This window comes from Williamsia phyllosphaerae, assembly GCF_014635305.1.
Lineage (GTDB): Bacteria > Actinomycetota > Actinomycetes > Mycobacteriales > Mycobacteriaceae > Williamsia_A > Williamsia_A phyllosphaerae.
On record NZ_BMCS01000001.1, the window covers coordinates 1,169,225 to 1,190,725 of the forward strand.

The window sequence follows — 21,501 nt, forward strand, 5'->3', positions numbered from 1 at the left end:
AACTGGACTGTCCAATCCAGAAAACCTACGCTGGTGTGATGACCGTCGACGCGCACCGCACGAACACCGGCCGACCGCTCACCGCCAGGGGTCGCGAGACGCGGGCGCGGATCGTGAACGCGGCGGCCGAGTTGATGCTCGACACCGGCGTGGCGGGCACGACCATGGAGGACGTCCGTGCCCGCGCCGGGGTGAGCAGTTCGCAGATCTATCACTACTTCGCAGACAAGGACGCGCTGGTGCACGCGGTGATCGCGCACCAGGACGAGACGATCGTCGGTGCGCACGAGGCGATGTTCGCCGAACTCGACTCGATCGATGGCTTACGACGGTGGTGCGCCTGGATCGTCGAGTACCAGCGCCTCGGCGGGTGTTCGGGTGGATGTCCACTGGGATCGCTGGGCGTGCAGGTCGCCGAGATCGATCCGGATGCGCGCGCCGGTGTCGCACAGGCGCTGTCGCGGTGGGAGCGGGCGATTCGACGTGGCTACGAGTCGATGCGCACCGGCGGCGTCCTGCGCGGCGACGTCGACACCGAGTCATTGGCCAGGTCGACGCTCGCATCCCTGCAGGGCGGCCTGCTGATGGCCCAGATCCACCGCGACACCGCCCCGTTGGAGGCCGCTCTCGACGCGGTCGTCGCCCACGCGCGACTGCTTGCCCGCTGAATCCCGCTAGGTGGTGGCCGGGGCGTTCGCGTTCTCACGTTCATCGACCGGGTCGCGACTGAGCCGCCCCGCCCACCAGGCACACATCATCAGCTGGATCTGATGGAAAACCAACAGCGGCAACACGATCAGCCCCACGTTGCTGCCCGAGAACAGCACCGCGGCCATCGGCAGCCCGGTGGCCAGACTCTTCTTCGTCCCGCAGAACTGGATCGCGATGGTGTCGGCGCGGTCGAAATGCAGGCGCCGTCCGGCGAATCCGGTGAGCCACAGCAGCGCCCCGACGAGGACGATCGACCCGGCGATCAGCACCAGCACCTGCCACCACTGCACCGTCGACCAGATGTGCTCGCGCATCCCTTCGCTGAACGCCGAGTAGACGACGAGCACGATCGATCCGCGGTCGACCAGCTTTGTCGGCTTCGCGTGCCGGGTGAGCCATCCGCCGATCAGCGGTCGCGCGAGTTGTCCGACGATGAACGGAACGAGGATCTCGAGGACGATCGTCAGGATCGAGGTCCACGAGATCGTGATGCCCCCGGTGCTGGAGATGAGCGCCACCACGAGCAGCGGCGTGAGCACGACGCCGAGCAGGTTCGACGCCGACGCGCTGACGATCGCCCCGGCGACGTTGCCGCGGGCGATGGAGGTGAACGCGATGGACGACTGCACCGTCGACGGCACGAGGCACAGGAAGAGCACGCCGGTGTAGACGTCGTCGCCGAGTACGTGCGGTGCGATCGGTTTGAGCGCGAGACCGATCAGGGGGAACAGGGCGAACGTGAAGGCCAGGATCGTCAGGTGCAGACGCCAGTGCCGCAGCCCTTCGAGCGCCTCGCGTGGGTGCATGCGCGCGCCGTAGAGGAAGAACAGCAGGGCGATGGCGGCCACGACGACCCACGAGGTGATGTCGGCGAACTCTCCGCGGGCGGGGAGCAGCGTCGCGACGCCCACCGTGGCCAGGATGGCCAGGATGAAGCCGTCGATGTGGAGTCGTTTGAGCACGCGACCCTCGCGGTGTCTACGAGACGCTGGTGGACGACGCGCCGGGAGCCGCGCACGCCCCCGACAGTGCGCAGCTACCGCACCCTCCGCCGGTGCCACAGCTGTCGGACTGGTCCCAGTCCGGCACACGCGCCGCGGCGCGCAGACCGAAGGAGCTGGCCGCTCCGAGGATGACCAGCGCGGCGACCAGGCCGACCAGCGCGAACGCCAGTCCGACCCCTCCTGCGGAGCCGATCCCGATGACCCCGGCCAGCGCGAGGATGACCGCGCCACCCACCAGGCCCGGCCCGGCGACGACGTGCGCGACGGCGAACGTCTCGTCCGACCGCAGCGTCACGGGGGTACGGATCCCGACGAAGCGATTACGGGGCAGGCGCCGCATCAGTCCGAGCACACCGGTCACGCCGAAGGCGACAGCGAGCACGAAGTCGGCGACAGAGATACCGACGGCAACAGAATTCACTCCTCGATGATACGAGCGACACCGCCAACCGTCACTGTCAGGGGACGCTTTACGCTGGTCAGGTGACTGAGTACCGCTACACCGCCCAGCTGGCCGGCGAGATCGAAGAGCGCTGGCAGCGGAACTGGAACGACAACCGGAGCTTCGAGGCCCCCAATCCGGTGGGCCCGCTGGCCGGTGATCTCTCCACATTCGCCCGGGGTGCGGCCAGCGGAAAGCTGTTCATCCAGGACATGTTCCCGTACCCGTCGGGCGCAGGCCTGCACGTCGGTCACCCGCTCGGCTTCATCGCCAGCGACGTCTACGCGCGCTTCCACCGCATGGACGGCGCCAACGTGCTCCACACCATGGGCTTCGACTCGTTCGGCCTGCCCGCCGAGCAGTACGCCGTGCAGACCGGTACCCACCCCCGCACGACCACCAAGGCGAACATCGAGCGCTACCTCGCGCAGATCCGTCGCCTCGGGCTCGGGCACGACGAGCGTCGCCGGGTGGCGACGACGGACCTGGAGTTCTACCGCTGGACGCAGTGGATCTTCCTTCAGATCTACAACGCCTGGTACGACACCGACCTGGGCCGCGCACGGCGGATCGACGAGCTGATCGCCGAGTTCGACTCCGGCGCGCGCACCCCGGCCGACGGTTCGGTGTGGGCCGATCTCGACTCGGCCGGTCGCGCCACCGTCATCGACGGATACCGCCTGGTCTACCAGTCGGATTCGATGGTGAACTGGTGCCCGGGTCTGGGCACGGTGCTGGCCAACGAGGAGGTCACCGCCGACGGGCGCAGCGATCGCGGTAACTTCCCCGTCTTCCGGAAACGACTGCGGCAGTGGATGATGCGGATCACTGCGTACTCCGACCGTCTCATCGACGACCTCGACCTGCTGGACTGGCCGGACAAGGTCAAGGCCATGCAGCAGAACTGGATCGGCCGGTCCCGGGGCGCCCAGGTCGCTTTCCCGGTCCCCGGTTCCGACGCCGCGATCGAGGTCTTCACCACCCGACCCGACACCCTGTTCGGCGCTACCTACATGGTGCTGGCCCCCGAGCATCCCCTGGTCGACGCACTGACCGCCGACTCGTGGCCCGCCGATGTCGACGAGCGCTGGACCGGTGGCGCCGCCGACCCGGCCGCTGCGATCGAACAGTACCGCGCGGGCATCGCGGCGAAGTCGGATCTCGAGCGTCAGGAGAACAAGGAGAAGACCGGTGTCTTCACCGGCGGTTACGCCGTCAACCCGGTCGACGGACGCCAGATCCCGGTGTTCATCGCCGATTACGTCCTGATCGGATACGGCACCGGTGCGATCATGGCCGTGCCGGCGCACGATCCGCGTGACCACGAGTTCGCCACCGCGTTCGGTTTGCCCATCGTCGAGGTGATCGGGTCCGAGCAAGGCGTCCTCGACGCCGCGTTCACCGGCGACGGCGCCATCGTCAACTCGGGCTTCCTCGACGGCCTGCGGGTCGACGCCGCCAAGGCCACGATCATCGAGTGGCTGGAGAAGCAGGGCGCGGGCACCGGCACGGTGCAGTACAAGCTGCGCGACTGGCTCTTCGCCCGTCAGCGCTACTGGGGCGAACCCTTCCCCATTGTCTACGACGCTGCGGGAGAACCGCATCCGATCCCCGAGGCCGATCTCCCGGTGGCGTTGCCCGAGGTCGCCGACTTCGCGCCGGTGTCCTTTGACCCCGACGACGCCGACAGCGTGCCCTCTCCCCCGCTGGCCAAGGCCACCGACTGGGTCAACGTCGATCTCGACCTCGGTGACGGCCTACAGCACTACACCCGCGACACCAACGTCATGCCGCAGTGGGCGGGCAGCTCGTGGTACCAGCTGCGCTACATCGACCCCACGAACTCAGAACAGTTCTGCGCCAAGGAGAACGAGGCGTACTGGATGGGACCGCAGACCGACGTCCACGGTCCGGACGACCCCGGTGGTCTCGACCTGTACGTCGGCGGTGTCGAACACGCCGTCCTGCATCTGCTCTACTCACGCTTCTGGCACAAGGTGCTCTTCGACCTGGGCTACGTCACGTCGAAGGAGCCGTACCGAAAGCTGTACAACCAGGGCATGATCCAGGCGTTCGCCTACACCGACGCCCGCGGGGTCTACGTGCCCGCGGAGGAGGTCGAAGAGCGCGACGGCGGGTTCTTCTACGAAGGGCAACCGGTCAACCGCGAGTACGGCAAGATGGGCAAGTCGCTCAAGAACTCCGTTGCGCCCGACGACATCTGCCGCGACTACGGCGCTGACACGCTGCGTGTCTACGAGCTGTCGATGGGCCCGCTCGATCAGTCCCGCCCCTGGGCCACGAAGGACGTGGTCGGCGCGCAACGGTTCCTGCAGCGGGTGTGGCGTCTCGTCGTCGACGAGGAGACCGGTGAGGTCCGCGTCACCGACGCCGCGCCGAGTGAGTCGGCGAACAAGCTGCTGCACAAGACGATCGCGGGTGTCCGCGACGATTACGCCGCACTGCGCGACAACACTGCGGTGGCCAAACTGATCGAGCTGACCAACCACCTAACCAAGGAGTACGCAAAGGGCGCACCGCGCGACGTGGTCGAACCGTTGTTGCTGATGCTGGCTCCGGTCGCCCCGCACATCGCCGAGGAACTGTGGGGACGGCTGGGCCACACCGCGCCGCTGGCGCGCGGACCGTTCCCCGTCGCCGACGCGGCGTTGCTGGTGGAGGACACCGTCGAGATCCCGATCCAGGTGAAGGGCAAGGTGCGCAGCCGCATCACCATCGCAGTCGACGCAGACGAGGCGTCTGTCACCGCAACGGCTCTGGCCGACGAGAAGATCGCACCGTTGCTCGACGGCGAACCCCGCAAGGTGATCTACGTGCCAGGCAAGATGATCAACATCGTTCCCTGATTCGTTGGGGCGGCCCGTCAGCCGAAGCGCTCGGCCAACCACTGCCCGATGTCGGCGGCGGCCAGGCTCGCGCCAGTCGGGGCGCCGTCGCTGATGGGTCCGCCGAAATGCGTTCCGGCGACGCATGTGCGGGTGACGTCGGCGGCGCCGATGGCCTCGGTCATCGCCGTTGCATCCTCGGGGAAACATGCCTGGTCGCCGCTGAGCTCGACGAACAGCGACGGCACCGTGATGCCGGGGGCGCATCGGAGGAAGTCGGCATTCGTCGACAGACCGGACCACGTCGACAACCACGCGTCCGGGGTGCTGAACCGTGCGAAGCCGACCAGACCGGAGTTCGTGAGGTCCGGCCGCCGACCGAACAGAGATCCGTAGGGTCGGTCGTTCGGACTGAGCGAGAGATCGGTGAACCGCAGGTCGGCGTCGGTCCGGTACACCGTGAGCACGCGCGGGACCAGCGCCGCGCGACGGTCTCTCGCGTCCCCGCTGTCCTTGTGCCGACGCCGTGCGGTCGCCGCCTCGGCCACCCGGTCGAGGGCAATCTGGTCGAGACGTTCGACCCGCGCACGCTGCGCCGCTCGGTACCGCCGGATGAAATCGTCCGGGTACTGCGCACTGTGTGGGGGTTCGGCGAACCCGTTGTCCGGATCGAACGGATCGAGGGTCGGGTCGACCGAGAGCGGGTCGGATTCGTCGACCACCGAGGGATCGATGAGGCGGAGCAGCAGCGCACCCTGCCCCGGGTGCGGCGCCATGAACACGGCACCGTCGGGCGCGGGCATGTCGGCCGACGCGAGATCGATCGGTCGACCGGCCGGTGTCCGACTCAGGCGAAGTTCCGGGGACAGTCCGGCCTGCTGGTGGTAGAACGCGAACAGCGTACCACCGCCGGAATGGCCAACTGTCACAACATGATCGAAGTCGGCGTCGCGGAGGAACACCTGGCCTGCGGCCGCGTCGAGCAGCGCCTGCTCATGGACCAGCGCAATGTCGTTGTTGGGGGAGCGCGTGCCCTGTGTCCACACCCCGAACCCGCGGGCCAGCAGCTCCGGGACCAGGACGTGGTGCGTCAGATCTTGGCGGGGGTGCATCAGCGCGACAACGGTCCGTGCGCCGGGGACTGTCCGCAGGACGCCGGCGACCTTCGCGCCGTCTGATGTCGTCAACTCGTGGACCGAGGTGACGGTGTTCGCCGGGGCCTGCGCCGCGTCGATGTACCGGCCCGCGCCGAGGCGGGTGACGGTCACGACCCCACGACGCGCATGGCGTCCTTGTCCCACTGCGTGATCCGGCTCTCCTGAAGGCCGGCGACGCTGCTGTACCAGACCGCGTGCCGACACCCGGTCGCGCGACGGTCGATGACGATGTCGGTGTCGGAGACGATCCGGAAGTAGGGCCCGACGTGATCGACCACGACCGAGGGGTCTTTGTCCGCGACCGCGGCGAGGTCGTGGTTCTCCGGGATGTCGAGCACGTACAGGGTGGTCACCGCGCCACCACCTCCTCGTCGGACGGGACCCACTGTGCGGCACGCTCGACGATGAGCTCGGCCTTGCGCGCGAGCAGGTTCGCCATGCTGGGATCCGGGCCGCGCACGACGTCGACCAGGGCGTCGATGGTCAGCTCCGCGTCGAGGTCTTCCTGCGGCGTCACCGGTCGCATCGCCCTGGTGATCTCGATCATGTAGCCGTTGGGGTCGTGGGTGTAGATGGACTCGATGGTCTCGTGCTGGATCTGCATCTCGACCGGCCAGTTGCTGCTGTCGAGCCGGCGGCGGTACTCGAGCAGGTCGTCCTCGTCGTCGACGTGGATGGCCAGGTGTCGAGACCGGATGAAGAAGATCGGGACGTCGTCGGCGAAGCGCGAGTAGGCGTCGCCCTGCGGTCCACCCTCGAACGGTTCGAGTCCGAAGTAGTAGAAGAACGCCAGCCGGTCGTCGTTGCCGATGTCGAAGAAGAAGTGGATGAAGTCGGGATGCTTTTCCGGCCCCCAGCCCGCCGCGCAGATCGAGTGCACGACCGGGAAGCCGAGGACGTCACGGTAGAACTCGACGGTTCCGGCCGGGTCGAACGTCGGGTAGGCGACGTGGTCGACGCCTCGGACCTTGTGATTCAGTTCAGGCATGTTGCTCTCCTTGCAGTTTCAGATCGTGGCCGGTGCGGGTGCGTCGGCACGCAGGAGCGAGCCGGCACCGGCCAGATCGACAGTGAGGTCCAGGGCGCGGAGCAGACTGTAGGCACCCGCGGTGGCGGCCGAGAGGACCGGTACACCGAACTCGTCCTCGGCGGCCTGCACGAGGGGCAACGACGGCATCTGCACGCAGGCCGAGATGACGAGCGCGTCGACACCGGTCAGATCGAGTGAGCGAGCCGCGTCCATGACGCGCGACCCCGGGATGACGCCGACCTCGGCGTTGTCGGACACCTCCAGCGCGCGCCAGTCGGTGACGGCGATGCCCTCGGCCTCGATGTACTCGACAACCTTGACGGCGAGCGGTCGCATGTACGGGGTGACGAGGGCGATGCGGGTGGCGCCGAGAGCTCGGAGGCCCTCGATCAGTGCACCGGCGCTCGAACGCACCGCGGCGTCGGACCCGCCCGTCGCGAGTTGCTCGGCGATCAACCCCTCCACCCGCTGGTGTTCACCGGGACCGGCTGCCATCAACGCGACGAGACACGCGTAGAGCATCGCGCCCACACCGGCGTCGCCGAGTTCGAGGATGCACCGCTCCCGCTGGGCGTTCATGGCGCGGAGCTGCTCGGGGGAGACCGCCGTCATCCGCATGCGGCTCGAGTGGAAGGAGAACGAGGCGTCGGGGTGCCGGGCCAGCAGTGCGGGCATCTCCGTCTCGACCGTCACATTGGAACTCGGTACGACGAGTCCGATGCGGTGGGTGGTCATGGGCTGGGCCTTCCGGTGGGTGATGGTGTCGAAATTGTTCGACACTGGCGATGATTATTCGACGCGCACGACGATCCGTCAAGGCCCGGCCACCAGCAGCGCGACACGGAATGGCGGTGGGCACAGTTGCCGCACGCGGTGACCGCACTCACAATTGGTGCTTGACATGTCATCATCAGCGTCGAATACTCAACGCAGACGTAAGCAGGCTCGGGAGTCGTCCCGTTGTCGCCGGCGTCTTCGACTCGTATCAGAAGGAGCACACCGGCATGACCTATGTGATCGGAGTGGACGTCGGCGGGACGTTCACAGACGCAGTACTCGACGACAGTTCCGGCACCGTGGTCGCCGCCAAGGCCCCGTCGACGCCCCCGGACTACTCGCGGGGGGTCATCGATGTCCTGGTGGCGTTGGCCGAACAGTTGGGGCGCCCGGTAGAGGAAATGCTGGCCGACACCCATCACATCGCGCACGGCACGACGTCGTCACTGAACGCGCTCGTCATGGGCAATGTCCCGCCGGTCGGCTTCCTCACGACCAAGGGTCATCGCGACTCGATCTACATCATGAACGTCGAGGGCCGCTACCTCGGCGGCTCACCCGAGCAGCTGCAGAACGTCATGGGGCAGAGCAAGTCCCACGGTCTGGTCCCCAAGCGACACGCGCTGGAGGTGACCGAGCGGATCGATCGCGACGGCAACATCGTCGTCGCGCTCGACGAGGATTCCGCGCGTGCGGCCATCCGGTCTCTGGTGGCCGACGGGGTGTCGGGGATCGCGGTCTCGCTGCTGTGGTCGTTCCGCAACCCGGTCCACGAGGAGCGGATGCGGGAACTCGTGCGTGAGATCGACCCGGACATGTTCGTCTCGATGTCCAGCGAGGTGAGCCCCCGAATCCGGGAGTTCGCCCGCAACGCCACGACCATCATGAGTACGCAGATCGGTCCGGGCCTGCGTGACTACCTCGGATCTTTGGAGTCGAAGCTGCGAGATCTGAAGCTGGCCGGGCCGCTGCTGGTGATGCAGAGCAACGGTGGCGCGGTCGCCGCGGCCGAGGCACCGAGGAACGCGATCAGCACGGTCGGGTCGGTGCTGACCGGTGGCGTCGTCGGCGCGGTCTCCCTCGGTCGGCAACTGGGTCACCGCAACGTCATCGCCACCGACGTCGGGGGCACGACGTTCCTCGTCGGCCTGGTCGTCGACGGCGAGCCGGTCCGTGCGTCGAGCACGATCATCAACCACCACCCGATCAACGTCCCCACCCTCGAGGTGCATGCGATCGGTTCCGGGGGTGGCGCCATCGCCTGGGTCGATCCGGGCGGCAACCTGCAGATCGGACCGCACAGTGCGCAGGCGGTCCCCGGTCCGGCCTGTTACGGGCAGGGCGGCACCGAGCCCACCAACACCGACGCCAACCTCGTGCTCGGCATCCTCCCCGAGCGGGGCCTGCTGGGTGGGCGCAAGCCGCTCGACAAGAACCTCGCACGCGAAGCGATCCGCCGACGCATCGCCGAGCCGCTCGGTCTGTCGGTCGAGGATGCCGCGGCCGCCATTTACGCCGTACAGAACGCCCAGACCGGTGACCTGCTGCGCAAGACCGTCGTCGAGGCCGGGCACGATCCGCGTGAGTTCGTGCTCTACGCATTCGGCGGCGCGGGCCCCGCGCACTGCGCCGGGTATGCCGCCGAGGTGGGGGTGAAGGAGGTGGTCGTCCCGCTCGGTCAGGTCGCGTCCGCGTTCTCCGCCTATGGTCTGGCCTCCTCGAACATCGTTCTGGCGGCGGAACTCTCGGACCCGGCGGCCATGCCGCTCGATCCCGCCCGGGCCGAGCGGAACTTTGCCGGACTGGAGGAGCGAGTCCGTGCGGCGCTGAGCCGTCAGGGACTCTCGTTCACGAGCATCGAGGTCGAGCGTGAGATCGACATGCGCTACACGATGCAGCTCGCCGAGGTGGCGACCTCACTCCCCGAGGGTGCGCTCGACTCGACGAGTGTCGCGCACGCATCGGATCTGTTCGAGCAGCGCTACGCCGACCTCTACGGCAAGGACAGCGGGTTCCGTGAGGCCGGCATCCAGGCCATCACCTACCGTGTCCGCGCGACCGGCGTGCTGCCGTTCTCGCCGACCCTGCCCGAGGTGAAGTCGGCCGACTCGCCGGACGCCTCCGCGGCCCGGATCGGTAGTCGAAAGGTCTGTCTCGACGGACGGGTCGGGTTCGTCGACAGCGACATCTACGACTACAGCAAGCTCTCCGCCGGCCACGTCCTGACCGGCCCGGCCATCGTCGAGGTCCCCACCACGACGGTCGTCGTACCCCACGGCACCACCGGCACAGTCGACCGTCTCGGCAACCTCTCCATCGTCGCCCAGTAGGAGCGCCCCCATGACCTCACCGATCCCCGGCTCCGAGATCTTCTCGAGCCGTCCCGTCGATCCCGACGCCCTCGCCCGTTCGCTGCCGCCGAGCCTGCAGATCCACACGGTGACCCAGCAGCAGATCGATGACCTCGACCCGCTCACCTACGAGGTGATCCGTCACCGGCTGTGGTCGGTGACCGACGAGATGGGTGAAGCACTCAAACGGATGTCGGGCTCGCCGATCGTCACCGACGCCAACGACTTCGACTTCGCCGTGAGCGACGAACTGGGCCAGGAGGTCCAGGTCGGTCTCTACAACACGATGCTCGTCGGTGCCGTCGACCTCGCCATCTATTGGACGCTGCAGCACCGCGCCACCAATCCCGGCATCGAAGAGGGCGACATGTTCCTCTGCAACGACCCCTGGGTCGGCGGCGGTCTGCACCAGAGCGACGTCATCGTCTACCAACCGATCTTCCACGAGGGCAAGCTGTTCAGCTGGACCAGCGCCATCTGCCACGAGCCGGATCTCGGCGGCTCCGGTCTCGGGTCGTTCGACCCGTCCGCCAAGGACGTCTTCTCCGAGTCACTGCCCACACCACCGATCAAGGTGGTCCGCAACTTCGAGCTCCAGCGCGACGTCGCCGACGTATGGGTCCGCCGGTCCCGTGTCCCGATGCTCGTGGGTCTCGACCTGCGCGCCAAGATCGGCGCCAACACGGTGGGGCGCAACCGTATCCACGCGGTCATCGAGCAGTACGGCGCCGACACGGTCAAGGCCGTCATGAAGCGCATGATGACCGACGCCGAGGGCCGCCTCCGGGCGAAGCTCACCTCGCTGCCGGACGGCACGTGGAAAGCGACCGGATATCAGGACCAGTCGAGCGTCGGCGACCGTGAGGTTCACAAGATCACCGTGGCCATGAGCAAGACCGCCGACCACCTGACATTCGACTTCACCGGTACCGACAAGCAGACCGGCGTCATCAACTGCACCTACGCCGGCATGCGCGGTGGCGTCATGCTTGCTCTGCTCCCGATCCTGGCCGGCGACATCCCGTGGTCGGCGGGTGGACTGATGCGGTGCTTCGACCTGGTGTCCGAGGAAGGCACCATCAACAACGCGACCTTCCCGGCGGCCGTGAGCCGTGGCCCTATCGGCCCCGCGTGGTTGACCGGAACCCTGATCGCGGAGTGTCTTTCGCAGATGCTCGACCGTTCGGTTGATCTGGGAACGAGTGTGCAGGCGGCGTGCTGCGGCACCTGGGACACCGCGGTCATCGCGGGGCTGGACGAGCGGGCCGAACAACCGGTCCCGTTCCTCAACATCATGATGGAGCCCATGGCCGGCGGATACGGGGCGCGTCCCACCGCCGACGGCATGGACACCGGAGGCCTCTTCTGCATCCCGATGGGCCGCATCCCGGACACCGAGATGACCGAGTTCCTCTACCCCCTGCTCACATTGTGGCGCCGCGAGGAGCCCGACTCCGGCGGCCCCGGCCGTCAACGTGGCGGTGTGAGCGCGTCATTGGCGGTCACCCCGTATGGCACCAGTCTGCCCATGGGGCTGGTCCTGGCATCCGCGGGCAAGGCCGTGGCCCAGAACAACGGTCTCGCGGGCGGATACCCCGGCAACACCGGCCTCGAGATCCTGGCCCGCGGCACCGACATCAACGAGCAGTTCGCGGCCGGTCTTATCCCCGGTGACCTCGATGAACTCGGCGGCGGCCGGGAGTTCGGGGCCTGCTACGCGGAGAGCTACGTGGCACCAGGGGAAGTGCTGTACATGCACTGGCAGGGTGGCGGAGGGTACGGCGATCCGCTGCAGCGTGATCCGGCTGCTGTCGCGATCGACCTGCGCGAGGGCAAGGTCACCGTGGACGGTGCGGCCGCGGTCTACGGCGTCGTCGTCGACCACAATGGGGCCGATGATCGTGCGACCGCGGACCTACGGACGTCCATGCTGACCGAACGTCGTGAGCGGTCCACGCGGCACTCCGATGCGCCGACCATGGATCTGAGCCTCGGACGACGACTGGACGACAACCTCGTCGAGGTCAGCGTCGGTGACTCGCGTGTCATCGCGTGTGCGCACTGCGGTCGGTTGCTCGGCGACGACAAGAACGGCGGTGTTCTGGATCTGGCGAGGTTCGAGGGCCCGTCCACGACGGCAGGTCCCCAGGTCACGTCCGACCCCACCGAGTACGTCGACACCCCGATCGTGTTCCGTCAGCTGTGCTGCCCGGGCTGTTGGACTGCGATCTATTCGGGCATCGTGCCCGCCGATCACCCAGACCACTCGCTGGAGATCTCGCGACTGTTGCCGGCGGTGGCGACGCGGTGACGACGATCGACGCGCGTGGCGAGACCACGTTCGACGACTGGGACGGTCGGTTGATCCCGTATCCGCCCGAGCGGGCACGGCGCCACCGCGAGACCGGTTCGTGGAGCGCGGATCCGACGGGACGCAGGTTCCACCAGATCGCGCTACGTCATCCCGATCGGCCGGCGGTGATCACCGCCGAGGGGTCGATGACCTACGCCGAACTCGACCGGCGCACCGATGCCGTCGCGGCCGGGCTGATCGACCTCGGTCTGCGCCGACTCGACCCGGTGGTGTTCCAGCTGACGAATCGTCTCGGGACCGTCCTCGCCTGGTACGGCTGCCTCAAGGCGGGCCTCGTGCCCGTCGCCACGCTGGCCGCGCACCGGATGCACGAGATCGGGCACGTCAGCCGGACCGTCGGTGCGGTGGCACACGTCGTCGAGGTCGGTGACCCGGCGTTCGACCTGCTGCGCTTCGCCCATGAGCACGCGGCCGGCGGCGACACCGTTCGGCACATCCTCACGGTGGGTGCGCCGTCCGCCGAGCCCGGCTCCATCCGAATGGAGGACCTGGGTCTCGACGTCGACCCGACGGCGGCACGGCGCACCGTCGAGGCGATCGAACACGACATCCACCCGCAGGACGTCGTCGCGTTCCAGTTGTCCGGCGGAACCACCGGTGTGCCCAAGGTGATCCCGCGTATCCACGCCGAGTACTGGAACAACGCCGAGATGTACGCGCGGTGGCTGGGGTGGGACGAGACGAGCCGGGTGGCCCATCTGATCCCGATCATCCACAACGCCGGCATCGTGTGCGGACTCCACGCGTCGCATTCCGTCGGGGCCTGTCTCGTACTCGCGACCGCCGACGCGGCCAGTGCGTTCGACCTGATGGAACGGGCCGGGGCCACCGAGGTCCTCATCGGGCACGGGCACTATCAGGCGGTCATGGACGCCGGGTTCGACCGGGTCCGCGACCGGTTGCGGAGGGTCATCCTGTCCGGTGCCAAGGTGTCCGCGGAGCTGATGGCCCGGGTCGACGACGGCGGAAGCCACTGGGGCGGGCAACTCTTCGGGATGTCGGAGGGGATGTTTGCGGTGACGCCTCTCGGTGCCCCGTTGCGGGCCCGGGTGGAGACCGTCGGTACGCCGGTCGCCCCGGACGACGAGGTCCGCATCCTCGAACCGGGTACCGAGACCGAGGTCCCCGACGGTGTGGTCGGGGAACTGTGCTGTCGCGGTCCGTACACGATCGTGGGATATTTCGATGCGGCCGAACACAATCGGTCGGCGTTCACCACGGACGGGTTCTACCGGACCGGCGACCTGGCGACCATCGTCGTCATCGACGACGTCCGGTACGTGTCCATCGAGGGACGCATCAAGGACCTGATCAACCGGGGCGGCGAGAAGATCAACGCCGAGGAGCTCGAGTTCCTGCTCGTCGAGCATCCCGGGATCGACGACGCGGCTGTCGTCGCGATGCCCGATCCGCGCCTCGGCGAAAAGACCTGCGCGTATCTCGTGGCAGCACAGGACGAGTTGTCCCTGACCCAAGTTCGTGAGCACCTGACCCGCCTCGGAGTCGCGAAGTTCAAGTGGCCCGAGCGGCTCGAGTGGGTGTCGGCGCTCCCCCGAACCACCGTCAACAAGATCGACAAGAAGAGTCTGCGCGCCGACATCGCCGACAAGGTGCTCGCCGACCGCTGAGGCCGGGCGACCACGCAGTCCACACCCGGATCGATCGTATGGAGATCTCATGAACCTCGCTCGCATCGCCGTCCTCGGGGGCGGCCCCGGCGGCCTCTACGCAGCACGACTGCTGAAGTTGCGCCACCCCGCAGCCGACGTCACCGTCTACGAACAGAGCTCGCCCGACACCACTTTCGGGTTCGGTGTCGGGCTCGCCTCACGCACCCAGCGCAACCTCCGGGACGCCGATGCGGCATCGCTCGAGGCGATCGTCGCGGCCGCGTACTCACACGAGATGTCCATGCAGGTGGGCGCGGACGTGGTCCGCATCGCGCACGGCGATCTGCTGGCCATCGCCCGCACACAGCTGCTCGCGATCCTGCAGGATCAGGCGCAGCGAGCCGGTGTCACCCTCGTCTTCGGTGAACGCCATGTGGCGGCCGACCTGGACGCCGACCTCGTGATCGCCGCGGACGGCATCAACAGTGCAACCCGTGAATCCGATCCCCGCTTCGGTGCCCACCTCACCACCGGAGCCGGTCTGTATCTTTGGTGTGGAACGGATTTCGCGCTACCGAGCGCCATCTTCGTCCCGTCGACGACCGAGCACGGGACCTTCGTCGCCCATGCCTACCCCTATTCGGCGGACCGCAGTACCTTCCTCATCGAGACCGACGAAGCCACCTGGAGGCGAGCGGGTTTCGACGTCTCGACCGCCGAGACCGACCAGGCCGGTTCTGATCTGACCTCTCTGCGGTACCTGCAGTCGGCGTTCGCGGAGACACTCGACGGCCACGGTCTGATCGGCAACCGAACCCGCTGGATGCAGTTCCGAACCGTCCGATGCAATCGCTGGTCGGTCGACAACGTCGTCCTTCTCGGCGACGCGGCGCACACCGCCCACTACTCGATCGGATCGGGTACCAAGCTGGCCATGGAGGACGCCATCGCACTCGATGCGGCACTGTGGGATTCGGACTCGATCGCCGACGCCCTCGCGCGCTACGAGCGGACCCGTCGCCCCGCGGTCGACCATCTCCAGCAGATCGCCCGGCGCAGTGAACTGTGGTGGGAGTCCTTCCCGCAGAGAATGGATCTCCCCGTGGACCGGTTGATGGTCTCCTACATGACCAGATCGGGGAAGGTGGGTCTCGACCGGTTCCTCGATTCGGCGCCCGAGGTGGCGTGGGCGGGTGTCACGAGCTACGCCGGCGTCGCCGACGACCGGGCCCGTCCCGATGACGTCGAGCAGTGGGTGCTGGCGCAGCCCCTGGAGCACCCGCAGGGGTCCTACTCGGCACGACTGGCGCCTGCGGACCTGCGCGACGGCCCGGCGACCGTCGTCCATCATGTGGACACCGACTCCGCCTGGGACGAGGCGGCCGATGCGCTCGTCGCCGCGGCGCGCGGAGATGCCGTGGTCTGGCTCACCGGGGTCTCCGATCGTGACGCCGTGCTGACCCGCCTGGACATCGCCGAACGCGTCGTCCGTGACACCGACGCACTCGTGGTCGTGGAGGTGCCGTCGAACTGTCTCGCCGATGCGGCGGCGGGTCTGGTCAGTGGTCGTACCCACCTCGTGGCGACGCCGGAGCGCGCCGACGCGGAGACCGAGAGGGGAGCGCCGGCCGTGGCGTCCTCGGTGTGAGGGCGTTTCGGCGAATCCCGCCGGTTATCCTTCACCGATGACCAGCGAGAACGAGTCGGTACCGGCGCGCAACCCGCGTCGCGAGCTGGTCGAGAAGCAGATCCTCGACCAGGCGACACGGTTGTTCGCGGAGAAGGGGTACGCGAGCACGACGCTCCAGGACATCGCCGACGCCACCGGACTGACGCGACCGTCGCTCTATCACTACGTGGCGAACAAGGACGCGCTGTTGTCGCGTCTGGTGAGCGAGAGCACGGACACCCCGGCCGCGATGCTGCATGAGATCAACGAACGCACCGACCTCGGCCCCAGCGAGAAGCTCCGGAAGATGGCCACGGCGATCGCGCTGAACCAGGCGCAGACCGCAGACCGGTTCAAGCTGATCATCCGATCCGAGGCGGCGTTGCCCGACGACATCTCCCGGGCTTTTCAGCAGAGCCGTCGGCACGTGCTCCAGGAGTTCGTGCGGGTGATCGAGGACGGGGTGCGCAGCGGCGAGATGCGGCCCGTCCATCCACGGACCGCCGCGCTCGGGATCATCGGGATGCTCAACTGGGTGGCGTGGTGGCACACCCCCGGCGATCCCGACGCCGACCGGACCGCCGCGGTTCAGCTCGCCGACATGGCGCTGCGGACGGTGTCACAGACCGAGGTCGGACCATCGACTCCCGAGGGGCCGGAGCGGGCCATCGCCCTCATCCGCCAGGATCTGGACTACCTGGAGCGACTGCTCGCGCAGGAGTGAGTTGTTTCCGATCTACTCGAACCTGATCGCGTCAGCCGTTGCGATCAGGGCCTCGCTGAGCGACTCCGCAGTGGGGTTGCTGTCGGTCGTCCACCGCAACAAAGTTCCGGTGAGCGCGTCACTCGCAGCGCGACCCATCACGATGGGAGACCTCTCGGAGCCGAGCCGGCCGGCAGCCTGCTCAGCGCCGATCATCTCGGCCAGCAGGTCGGCGGTGGCATCCGATCCGGGTAGTAGCGGGCCACCGGCATGGACCCACGAGTGCACCACGGGGATGACTGCGTCCACGTGCGTCGCGAACGAGGACGACCACCGCGCCAGTGCGTTGTCGAGACGCACGCGGAGTTCGAGGTCCGGATCGTTCTCGGCGCGAAGGCAGTCCGCGAAACCGACGTAATGGGTACTCGCGACCGCGTCGAACAACTTCTCCTTGGAGGCGTAATTGTTGAACACCGTGGCCCGGGCGACACCCGCCTCGGCGGCGATCCGCTCCATGGTGGTCTCGGTGTAACCCAGTTCGCCGAACAGCCTCACCGCGGCGGCCAGAATGCGCTCGCGGATAGAACCTTTGCGGTCAGGACCGCCGGATCCGACAGGTTCCCCGCCGTTCTCGGCTGTCATTAGGCAGACTATAGAGTCTCGCGCCCCCGAATTCGCCTACTCTCGCGGTTCGGGCGACATAGATCACCACCCGTCTCGCGGGTGAGAACGGTGTCATTTCGGTGGAAGTGTGCGCACATGGGTGACGCCGCGATCCACCCAGTCACCGAGTTCGTCGCGGCTCTCGATACCCGCCCTCGCCACGCGCAGCCATCCACGGGCCTCGCGTCCGGACATGATCATCGGCGACGTGTGCAGGTGTTCGAGTAGTTCGTCGGTCTCGTCGGGTGGGACGCGGAGCATGAGACCGCCCTCTTTGCTGACCGCGACCACCATGTGTCCGTCGATCAGGAACGCCAGCCCACCGAACATCGCCTTCTCGGTCACGCCGGACTCGATCTCGAGGAGTTCACGGACGCGATCCGCGAGCACTTCGTCGTAGGCCATGCCCCCATTCTTCGACGGCGAGACGTGGCTTGTCTCGCGGTGGGGGAGATCCAATCGAGTTCCAACACCACCCGGCTAGGTTCTGCCCTCGGTGAGTTGTCGGGATCTGACACAGGAGTAGCCATGACCAATGCCCCCATGCCGCGGCCCGAGTCCGCTCCACCGTTCGACGAGGACTCCGAGCGTCTGGGCACCCCTGCAGTGACCGGCACCGACGACGACGGGCTCCGCTCGTACCTCCGCGGGATGCATCCGCGGCAGATGCTCGCGATGGGCGAGGGAATGCCCGTCGTGATCAAACAGCTGGTCCAGCTGCTGTTCCTGCTGTGTTGGCCGTTCTGGGCCGTGGCCGGACTCGTCGTCGGCGTCATCTACTACTGGGTCCTCTACCCGGTGCTGTGGGTTCTGTTCTGGCCGCTTCGTGCCCTGATCGGCGACAAGAAGACCGCCGCCGAACCCGCGGACGACACCGTCATCACGTGAGGGTGTCGGGGTCGTGGCCTAGCGTCGTCACATGGACCTCGACCTGTCGGGCCGTCGCGCCCTGATCACCGGGAGCAGCGGCGGCATCGGCCGTGCCATCGCCCAGCGATTGGCCGAGGAGGGGTGCGCCGTGGTCGTCCACGGACGCGATCGTGGTCGAGCCGAGGAGGCAGCTGCGCAGATCTCGGCAACCGGAGCGCAGTGCTCGTCGGTTGTCGGCGATCTGACCCGCGCCGATGACACCGATCGCATCTGCGACGAGGTCGCGGAGCTCGGGGGAGTCGACATCGTCGTCGCGAACGCCGGGCCGTTCGTCGAGAACAGCTGGGACACTGCAGCTCCCGACGATTGGGCGGCGGCGTTCGAGGGAAACGTCTTCTCGACGGTGCGGCTGGTCCGCCGCCTCACCCCGACCATGCGCGAGAAAGGGTGGGGGCGAGTGCTGACCATCGGAACCCGGGCCACGGTCACCCCGCTGGCGACCATGGTGGAGTACTCGGCGGCCAAAGCGGCGGTGGTCAACATGACGGTGAGCCTCTCGCAGCACCTCGCCGGTTCCGGGGTGACCGCGAACTGCGTCAGCCCCGGGGTCATCCTCACCCCGTCGATGCGGTCGATGTTCTCCGTGCGGCCCGAGAACGCGGGCCTGGCATGGGAAGACATCGAGCCCGCGGTGACGGCGGACTACGCACCGAACCCCGTCGGACGGCTCGGCCGCCCCGACGACATCGCGTCCGCGATCGCCTTCCTCGCAAGTCCGCTGGCCGACTACATCACGGGTGTCGAGCTGCGCGTCGACGGTGGCATCACGGGCGTGTGTTGATCACTGCGGTGTAGGCCAGAGCGTTGGCCGCGACATCCTCGGCCAGTGCGGCCGCGATCGGCGGGACCTTCGTCGACGCGGCGGAACGGTAGGCTGCGCCGGCGTAGGAACCGACCAGCGCCGCAACCGATCCGATGACGATCGCGGCGGCGACGGTCTCGGGGTCGTCGCGCCGGGTGAGGCTGTGCGCCCCCAGGCCGCCGGCCGCGACACGCGCGAGGAGACCGGGCATCTGCAGACGCGACGGAGTGAACGGCAATTTGTCGGCGATGGCTTCGCCGACGATCGCGACCGCCGCGGCACCGTCGGCGAGCGTGGAATTCGGGGTCCCGGCGAACCGCGCGTGCACGAACGACGCGATACCCACCGCGCTCCGCAGACCACTCGCGAATCCGATGACGGCGGCTGAGCCGAGAGTTCGAGCCGACAGCATTCGAGGTGTCATGGATCAGTCCTACCCGCCCCGGGCCGGTGACGGAACCCGATATGACGAGGACGATGGGAACGTGCCCGAAGGTGACACCGTGTTCGCGCTTGCCCGGCGCCTCGATTCCGCGATGCGAGGCCGCGTGCTGACGCATGGCGAGTTGCGGGTCCCGGCGCACGCCACCGCCGATCTTGCCGATCGCACCGTGCTCGAGCACGTGACGCACGGCAAGCATCTGCTGACGCGACTGTCCGGCGACCTCACCCTGCACACCCACCTACGGATGCAGGGGTCGTGGACCGTCTCGAGAGAAGGCAAGTGGCTGCCGCGGTCGGTGATGCCGGACGTGCGGGTCGTCCTGCGGACCGAGGGGCCCGCCGCCTACGGGGTCCGGCTACCGGTCGTCGAGTTGATCCGAACCGGTGACGAGGATCAGGCCGTCGGGTACCTGGGTCCCGATCCGCTGCGGACCGACTGGGATGCGACCGAGGCCGCGCGCAGGCTGTCGGCCGATCCCGGCCGCGCGCTCGTCGCGGCCCTTCTGGACCAGCGCTGCGTCGCCGGGTTCGGCAACCTGTGGGTCAACGAGCTGTGCTTCCTGCGCGGGCATTTCCCGTGGACACCGGTCTCCGATGTCGATCTCGGAGCTCTGCTGAAACTCGGCGCTCGTGCCCTCACCCATTCGGCCACCGTGCCGGGGGCGATGCAGGTGACCACCGGCAACAAACGCAAGGGTGAGCAGCACTGGGTCGCGGGACGGGCCGGCCGACCCTGTCTACGTTGTGGGACAACGATACTGGTGGTCGACGAGGTCCCGAACGACCCCGAGCGCCGTCGGACGTGGTGGTGCCCGCACTGCCAGCCCGAGCCCGCGAACTCGCCGCGGCCCTGACCGTCGGGCGGGCATCGCGGTGGTCACGTTTGCCGGATCTCACCATTCCGCGTCTCTGCTTACCGAGGCTCGGTACCCTCGCTCACGATATGGGCACTCAGGTGATGGGCAGAGACGGGTCGATGAGACGGTGGCGGCGCAGCGCGGTGGTGATGGCCGGGGCGATCGCCACAGTCCTCGGGACGATGGCGGTACCCGCGCAGGCGGCGCCCGCGGGTGAGCTGAGCGACCAGACGGCGGTTGCCGCCACCCAGAAGGCGACGTCGGATGCGGGCCAACCCACCGGGACCGGGGTGTCCTCGGACGGGGTGTCGGTGCCGGCGTCCGGTCCGGCGCGTGTCGTCGTCACGTCACCGAGCGGCGCCAAGGCGACCGTGACCGCGCAGCGATCCGATGGCAGCCGTGTCGTCGACGGTGCCGCCGTCGCGGATGCGGGCAACGCCAAGATCGTGTCGCAGGCGGTGTCGCCGGGGGTCGCGCAGCACGCGATCACCATCGGCGCAGAGCAGGGCGCGTCGTCCTACGCGTTCGACGTCGGCGGACTCCCGGATCAGCGCCTGACGCTGCGTCCCGACGGCGGTGTCGCCCTGCGTGCATCCCAGGACGGGGTCGACGTAACGCTCGGGTCGGTGGCCAAGCCGTGGGCGATCGCCGCCGACGGAGGGTCGGTCGACACGCGCTTCGAGGTCTCGGGGTCGACGATCACGCAGCTCGTCGAACCCACCGCGGCCACTCGCTTCCCGGTGGTCGCCGACCCGCGCATCACGTTCGGGCGATCGGTCCAGATTGCTCTGACCGGTGGGGAGGCGAACGCCGTGCGCCGGGCGGCGGCCGCGGTCCTCGGGGTAGGCGTCAAGATCGGGTGCACCTCGGCGGCGCGAGCTGCTGTCGCCGCTGTCGGTGGACCGGTCGGCGCCGCCGCGAGCGCGGTGCTGAGCCTCGGCTGCAAGTACGGCGAGGCGGCGTTGGTGTCGAAGCTGTTCGACACCGCTCGAGCGCACGGACCGTACGAGGATCTGCAGTGCTACGCGAGCGAACTCCTCGCCGCCATCGGCGGGAAGCTCGCGCCGGTGGCCACCGAGAACTGTTCCGCCTGACCCCACAGACGACCACTGCCCCACCGGGATCCGGTGG

Annotated in this window: 20 protein-coding genes; 11 read left to right on the forward strand and 9 right to left on the reverse strand. The window is 68.0% G+C overall.

Annotated elements, in window-relative coordinates; all coding sequences use genetic code 11:
* Nucleotides 1–38: 38 nt before the first annotated feature.
* On the forward strand, nt 39–668 hold the full coding sequence (locus IEV93_RS05405; protein ID WP_188487616.1) for a TetR/AcrR family transcriptional regulator: 630 nt from the start codon (nt 39–41) through the stop codon (nt 666–668).
* Nucleotides 669–674: 6 nt separating this feature from the next.
* Here IEV93_RS05405 and IEV93_RS05410 read toward each other — a convergent pair whose 3' ends face one another.
* Nucleotides 675–1,673 carry a bile acid:sodium symporter family protein gene (locus IEV93_RS05410; RefSeq protein ID WP_188487618.1) on the reverse strand — a complete coding sequence of 333 codons (999 nt, stop codon included), beginning with the start codon at nt 1,671–1,673 and terminating at the stop codon, nt 675–677.
* Nucleotides 1,674–1,689: 16 nt separating this feature from the next.
* Nucleotides 1,690–2,136, reverse strand: coding sequence for an SdpI family protein (locus tag IEV93_RS05415; RefSeq protein ID WP_188487620.1), 447 nt, complete (start codon nt 2,134–2,136; stop codon nt 1,690–1,692).
* A 62-nt stretch (nt 2,137–2,198) separates the two neighbouring features.
* On the opposite strand from IEV93_RS05415, the gene leuS reads away from it, so the two are divergent.
* Nucleotides 2,199–5,024 (forward strand): leucine--tRNA ligase, encoded by a 2,826-nt coding sequence (gene leuS / locus IEV93_RS05420; protein ID WP_188487622.1) that lies wholly within the window; start codon nt 2,199–2,201, stop codon nt 5,022–5,024.
* A 17-nt stretch (nt 5,025–5,041) separates the two neighbouring features.
* On the opposite strand, the gene IEV93_RS05425 is transcribed toward leuS, so the two are convergent.
* Genes IEV93_RS05425 through IEV93_RS05440 form a run of 4 tightly spaced genes read right to left on the reverse strand, consistent with a single transcriptional unit; the run spans nt 5,042 to nt 7,925 of the window.
* Nucleotides 5,042–6,271, reverse strand: a complete 1,230-nt coding sequence (locus tag IEV93_RS05425; RefSeq protein ID WP_188487625.1) for an alpha/beta hydrolase — start codon at nt 6,269–6,271, stop codon at nt 5,042–5,044.
* Entirely contained in the window at nt 6,268–6,513 is a 246-nt protein-coding gene (locus tag IEV93_RS05430; RefSeq protein ID WP_188487627.1) for a hypothetical protein, read from the reverse strand. Before IEV93_RS05430 ends, IEV93_RS05425 begins: the two co-directional genes overlap by 4 nt.
* Nucleotides 6,510–7,148: a VOC family protein gene (locus IEV93_RS05435; RefSeq protein WP_188487629.1), complete on the reverse strand. Its 639-nt coding sequence runs from the start codon at nt 7,146–7,148 to the stop codon at nt 6,510–6,512. The genes IEV93_RS05430 and IEV93_RS05435 overlap by 4 nt, the downstream gene beginning before the upstream one ends.
* An 18-nt stretch (nt 7,149–7,166) precedes the next feature.
* Nucleotides 7,167–7,925: a maleate cis-trans isomerase family protein gene (locus IEV93_RS05440; protein ID WP_188490392.1), complete on the reverse strand. Its 759-nt coding sequence runs from the start codon at nt 7,923–7,925 to the stop codon at nt 7,167–7,169.
* A 269-nt stretch (nt 7,926–8,194) separates the two neighbouring features.
* On the opposite strand from IEV93_RS05440, the gene IEV93_RS05445 reads away from it, so the two are divergent.
* From IEV93_RS05445 to IEV93_RS05465, 5 genes are read left to right on the forward strand one after another with little or no spacing between them, the layout of a single operon-like run.
* On the forward strand, nt 8,195–10,297 hold the full coding sequence (locus tag IEV93_RS05445; protein ID WP_188487631.1) for a hydantoinase/oxoprolinase family protein: 2,103 nt from the start codon (nt 8,195–8,197) through the stop codon (nt 10,295–10,297).
* A gap of 10 nt (nt 10,298–10,307) precedes the next feature.
* The gene (locus IEV93_RS05450; RefSeq protein WP_188487633.1) at nt 10,308–12,629 is read left to right on the forward strand and encodes a hydantoinase B/oxoprolinase family protein; all 2,322 of its coding nucleotides are present in this window, start codon (nt 10,308–10,310) and stop codon (nt 12,627–12,629) included.
* The gene (locus tag IEV93_RS05455) at nt 12,626–14,320 is read left to right on the forward strand and encodes a (2,3-dihydroxybenzoyl)adenylate synthase (RefSeq protein ID WP_229704902.1); all 1,695 of its coding nucleotides are present in this window, start codon (nt 12,626–12,628) and stop codon (nt 14,318–14,320) included. The genes IEV93_RS05450 and IEV93_RS05455 overlap by 4 nt, the downstream gene beginning before the upstream one ends.
* A 49-nt stretch (nt 14,321–14,369) precedes the next feature.
* Nucleotides 14,370–15,950: an FAD-dependent monooxygenase gene (locus IEV93_RS05460; protein ID WP_188487635.1), complete on the forward strand. Its 1,581-nt coding sequence runs from the start codon at nt 14,370–14,372 to the stop codon at nt 15,948–15,950.
* A gap of 37 nt (nt 15,951–15,987) precedes the next feature.
* On the forward strand, nt 15,988–16,695 hold the full coding sequence (locus IEV93_RS05465; RefSeq protein ID WP_229704903.1) for a TetR/AcrR family transcriptional regulator: 708 nt from the start codon (nt 15,988–15,990) through the stop codon (nt 16,693–16,695).
* A gap of 12 nt (nt 16,696–16,707) precedes the next feature.
* Here the strand turns inward: IEV93_RS05465 and IEV93_RS05470 are convergent, their stop codons facing one another.
* A complete protein-coding gene (locus tag IEV93_RS05470) occupies nt 16,708–17,316 on the reverse strand; it encodes a TetR/AcrR family transcriptional regulator (RefSeq protein WP_188487639.1) in 609 nt (202 codons plus the stop codon).
* 93 nt (nt 17,317–17,409) lie between these two features.
* The gene (locus IEV93_RS05475; RefSeq protein ID WP_188487641.1) at nt 17,410–17,742 is read right to left on the reverse strand and encodes a TfoX/Sxy family protein; all 333 of its coding nucleotides are present in this window, start codon (nt 17,740–17,742) and stop codon (nt 17,410–17,412) included.
* A gap of 123 nt (nt 17,743–17,865) precedes the next feature.
* Here IEV93_RS05475 and IEV93_RS05480 point away from each other — a divergent pair, with 123 nt between their 5' ends.
* Together IEV93_RS05480 and IEV93_RS05485 are read left to right on the forward strand one after the other, a co-directional pair.
* Entirely contained in the window at nt 17,866–18,225 is a 360-nt protein-coding gene (locus IEV93_RS05480) for a hypothetical protein (protein WP_188487643.1), read from the forward strand.
* A gap of 31 nt (nt 18,226–18,256) precedes the next feature.
* On the forward strand, nt 18,257–19,048 hold the full coding sequence (locus IEV93_RS05485) for an SDR family NAD(P)-dependent oxidoreductase (protein ID WP_188487645.1): 792 nt from the start codon (nt 18,257–18,259) through the stop codon (nt 19,046–19,048).
* Here the strand turns inward: IEV93_RS05485 and IEV93_RS05490 are convergent.
* A complete protein-coding gene (locus IEV93_RS05490; protein ID WP_188487647.1) occupies nt 19,032–19,493 on the reverse strand; it encodes a DUF4126 family protein in 462 nt (153 codons plus the stop codon). The two genes, IEV93_RS05485 and IEV93_RS05490, sit on opposite strands and share 17 nt — an antisense overlap.
* A gap of 61 nt (nt 19,494–19,554) precedes the next feature.
* Between IEV93_RS05490 and IEV93_RS05495 the strand changes: the two genes are divergently transcribed.
* The gene (locus tag IEV93_RS05495; RefSeq protein ID WP_188487649.1) at nt 19,555–20,367 is read left to right on the forward strand and encodes a DNA-formamidopyrimidine glycosylase family protein; all 813 of its coding nucleotides are present in this window, start codon (nt 19,555–19,557) and stop codon (nt 20,365–20,367) included.
* 122 nt (nt 20,368–20,489) lie between these two features.
* Nucleotides 20,490–21,464 (forward strand): hypothetical protein, encoded by a 975-nt coding sequence (locus IEV93_RS05500; RefSeq protein WP_188487651.1) that lies wholly within the window; start codon nt 20,490–20,492, stop codon nt 21,462–21,464.
* The last annotated feature ends 37 nt before the right edge of the window (nt 21,465–21,501 follow it).

Coding starts and splice junctions, on each gene's coding strand:
- IEV93_RS05405 (WP_188487616.1), top strand. CDS start 39: ATGACCGTCGACGCGCACCGCACGAACACCGGCCGACCGCTCACCGCC.
- IEV93_RS05435 (WP_188487629.1), bottom strand. CDS start 7,148: ATGCCTGAACTGAATCACAAGGTCCGAGGCGTCGACCACGTCGCCTAC.
- IEV93_RS05440 (WP_188490392.1), bottom strand. CDS start 7,925: ATGACCACCCACCGCATCGGACTCGTCGTACCGAGTTCCAATGTGACG.
- IEV93_RS05445 (WP_188487631.1), top strand. CDS start 8,195: ATGACCTATGTGATCGGAGTGGACGTCGGCGGGACGTTCACAGACGCA.
- IEV93_RS05450 (WP_188487633.1), top strand. CDS start 10,308: ATGACCTCACCGATCCCCGGCTCCGAGATCTTCTCGAGCCGTCCCGTC.
- IEV93_RS05460 (WP_188487635.1), top strand. CDS start 14,370: ATGAACCTCGCTCGCATCGCCGTCCTCGGGGGCGGCCCCGGCGGCCTC.
- IEV93_RS05465 (WP_229704903.1), top strand. CDS start 15,988: ATGACCAGCGAGAACGAGTCGGTACCGGCGCGCAACCCGCGTCGCGAG.
- IEV93_RS05470 (WP_188487639.1), bottom strand. CDS start 17,316: ATGACAGCCGAGAACGGCGGGGAACCTGTCGGATCCGGCGGTCCTGAC.
- IEV93_RS05475 (WP_188487641.1), bottom strand. CDS start 17,742: ATGGCCTACGACGAAGTGCTCGCGGATCGCGTCCGTGAACTCCTCGAG.
- IEV93_RS05480 (WP_188487643.1), top strand. CDS start 17,866: ATGACCAATGCCCCCATGCCGCGGCCCGAGTCCGCTCCACCGTTCGAC.
- IEV93_RS05485 (WP_188487645.1), top strand. CDS start 18,257: ATGGACCTCGACCTGTCGGGCCGTCGCGCCCTGATCACCGGGAGCAGC.
- IEV93_RS05490 (WP_188487647.1), bottom strand. CDS start 19,493: ATGACACCTCGAATGCTGTCGGCTCGAACTCTCGGCTCAGCCGCCGTC.
- IEV93_RS05500 (WP_188487651.1), top strand. CDS start 20,490: ATGAGACGGTGGCGGCGCAGCGCGGTGGTGATGGCCGGGGCGATCGCC.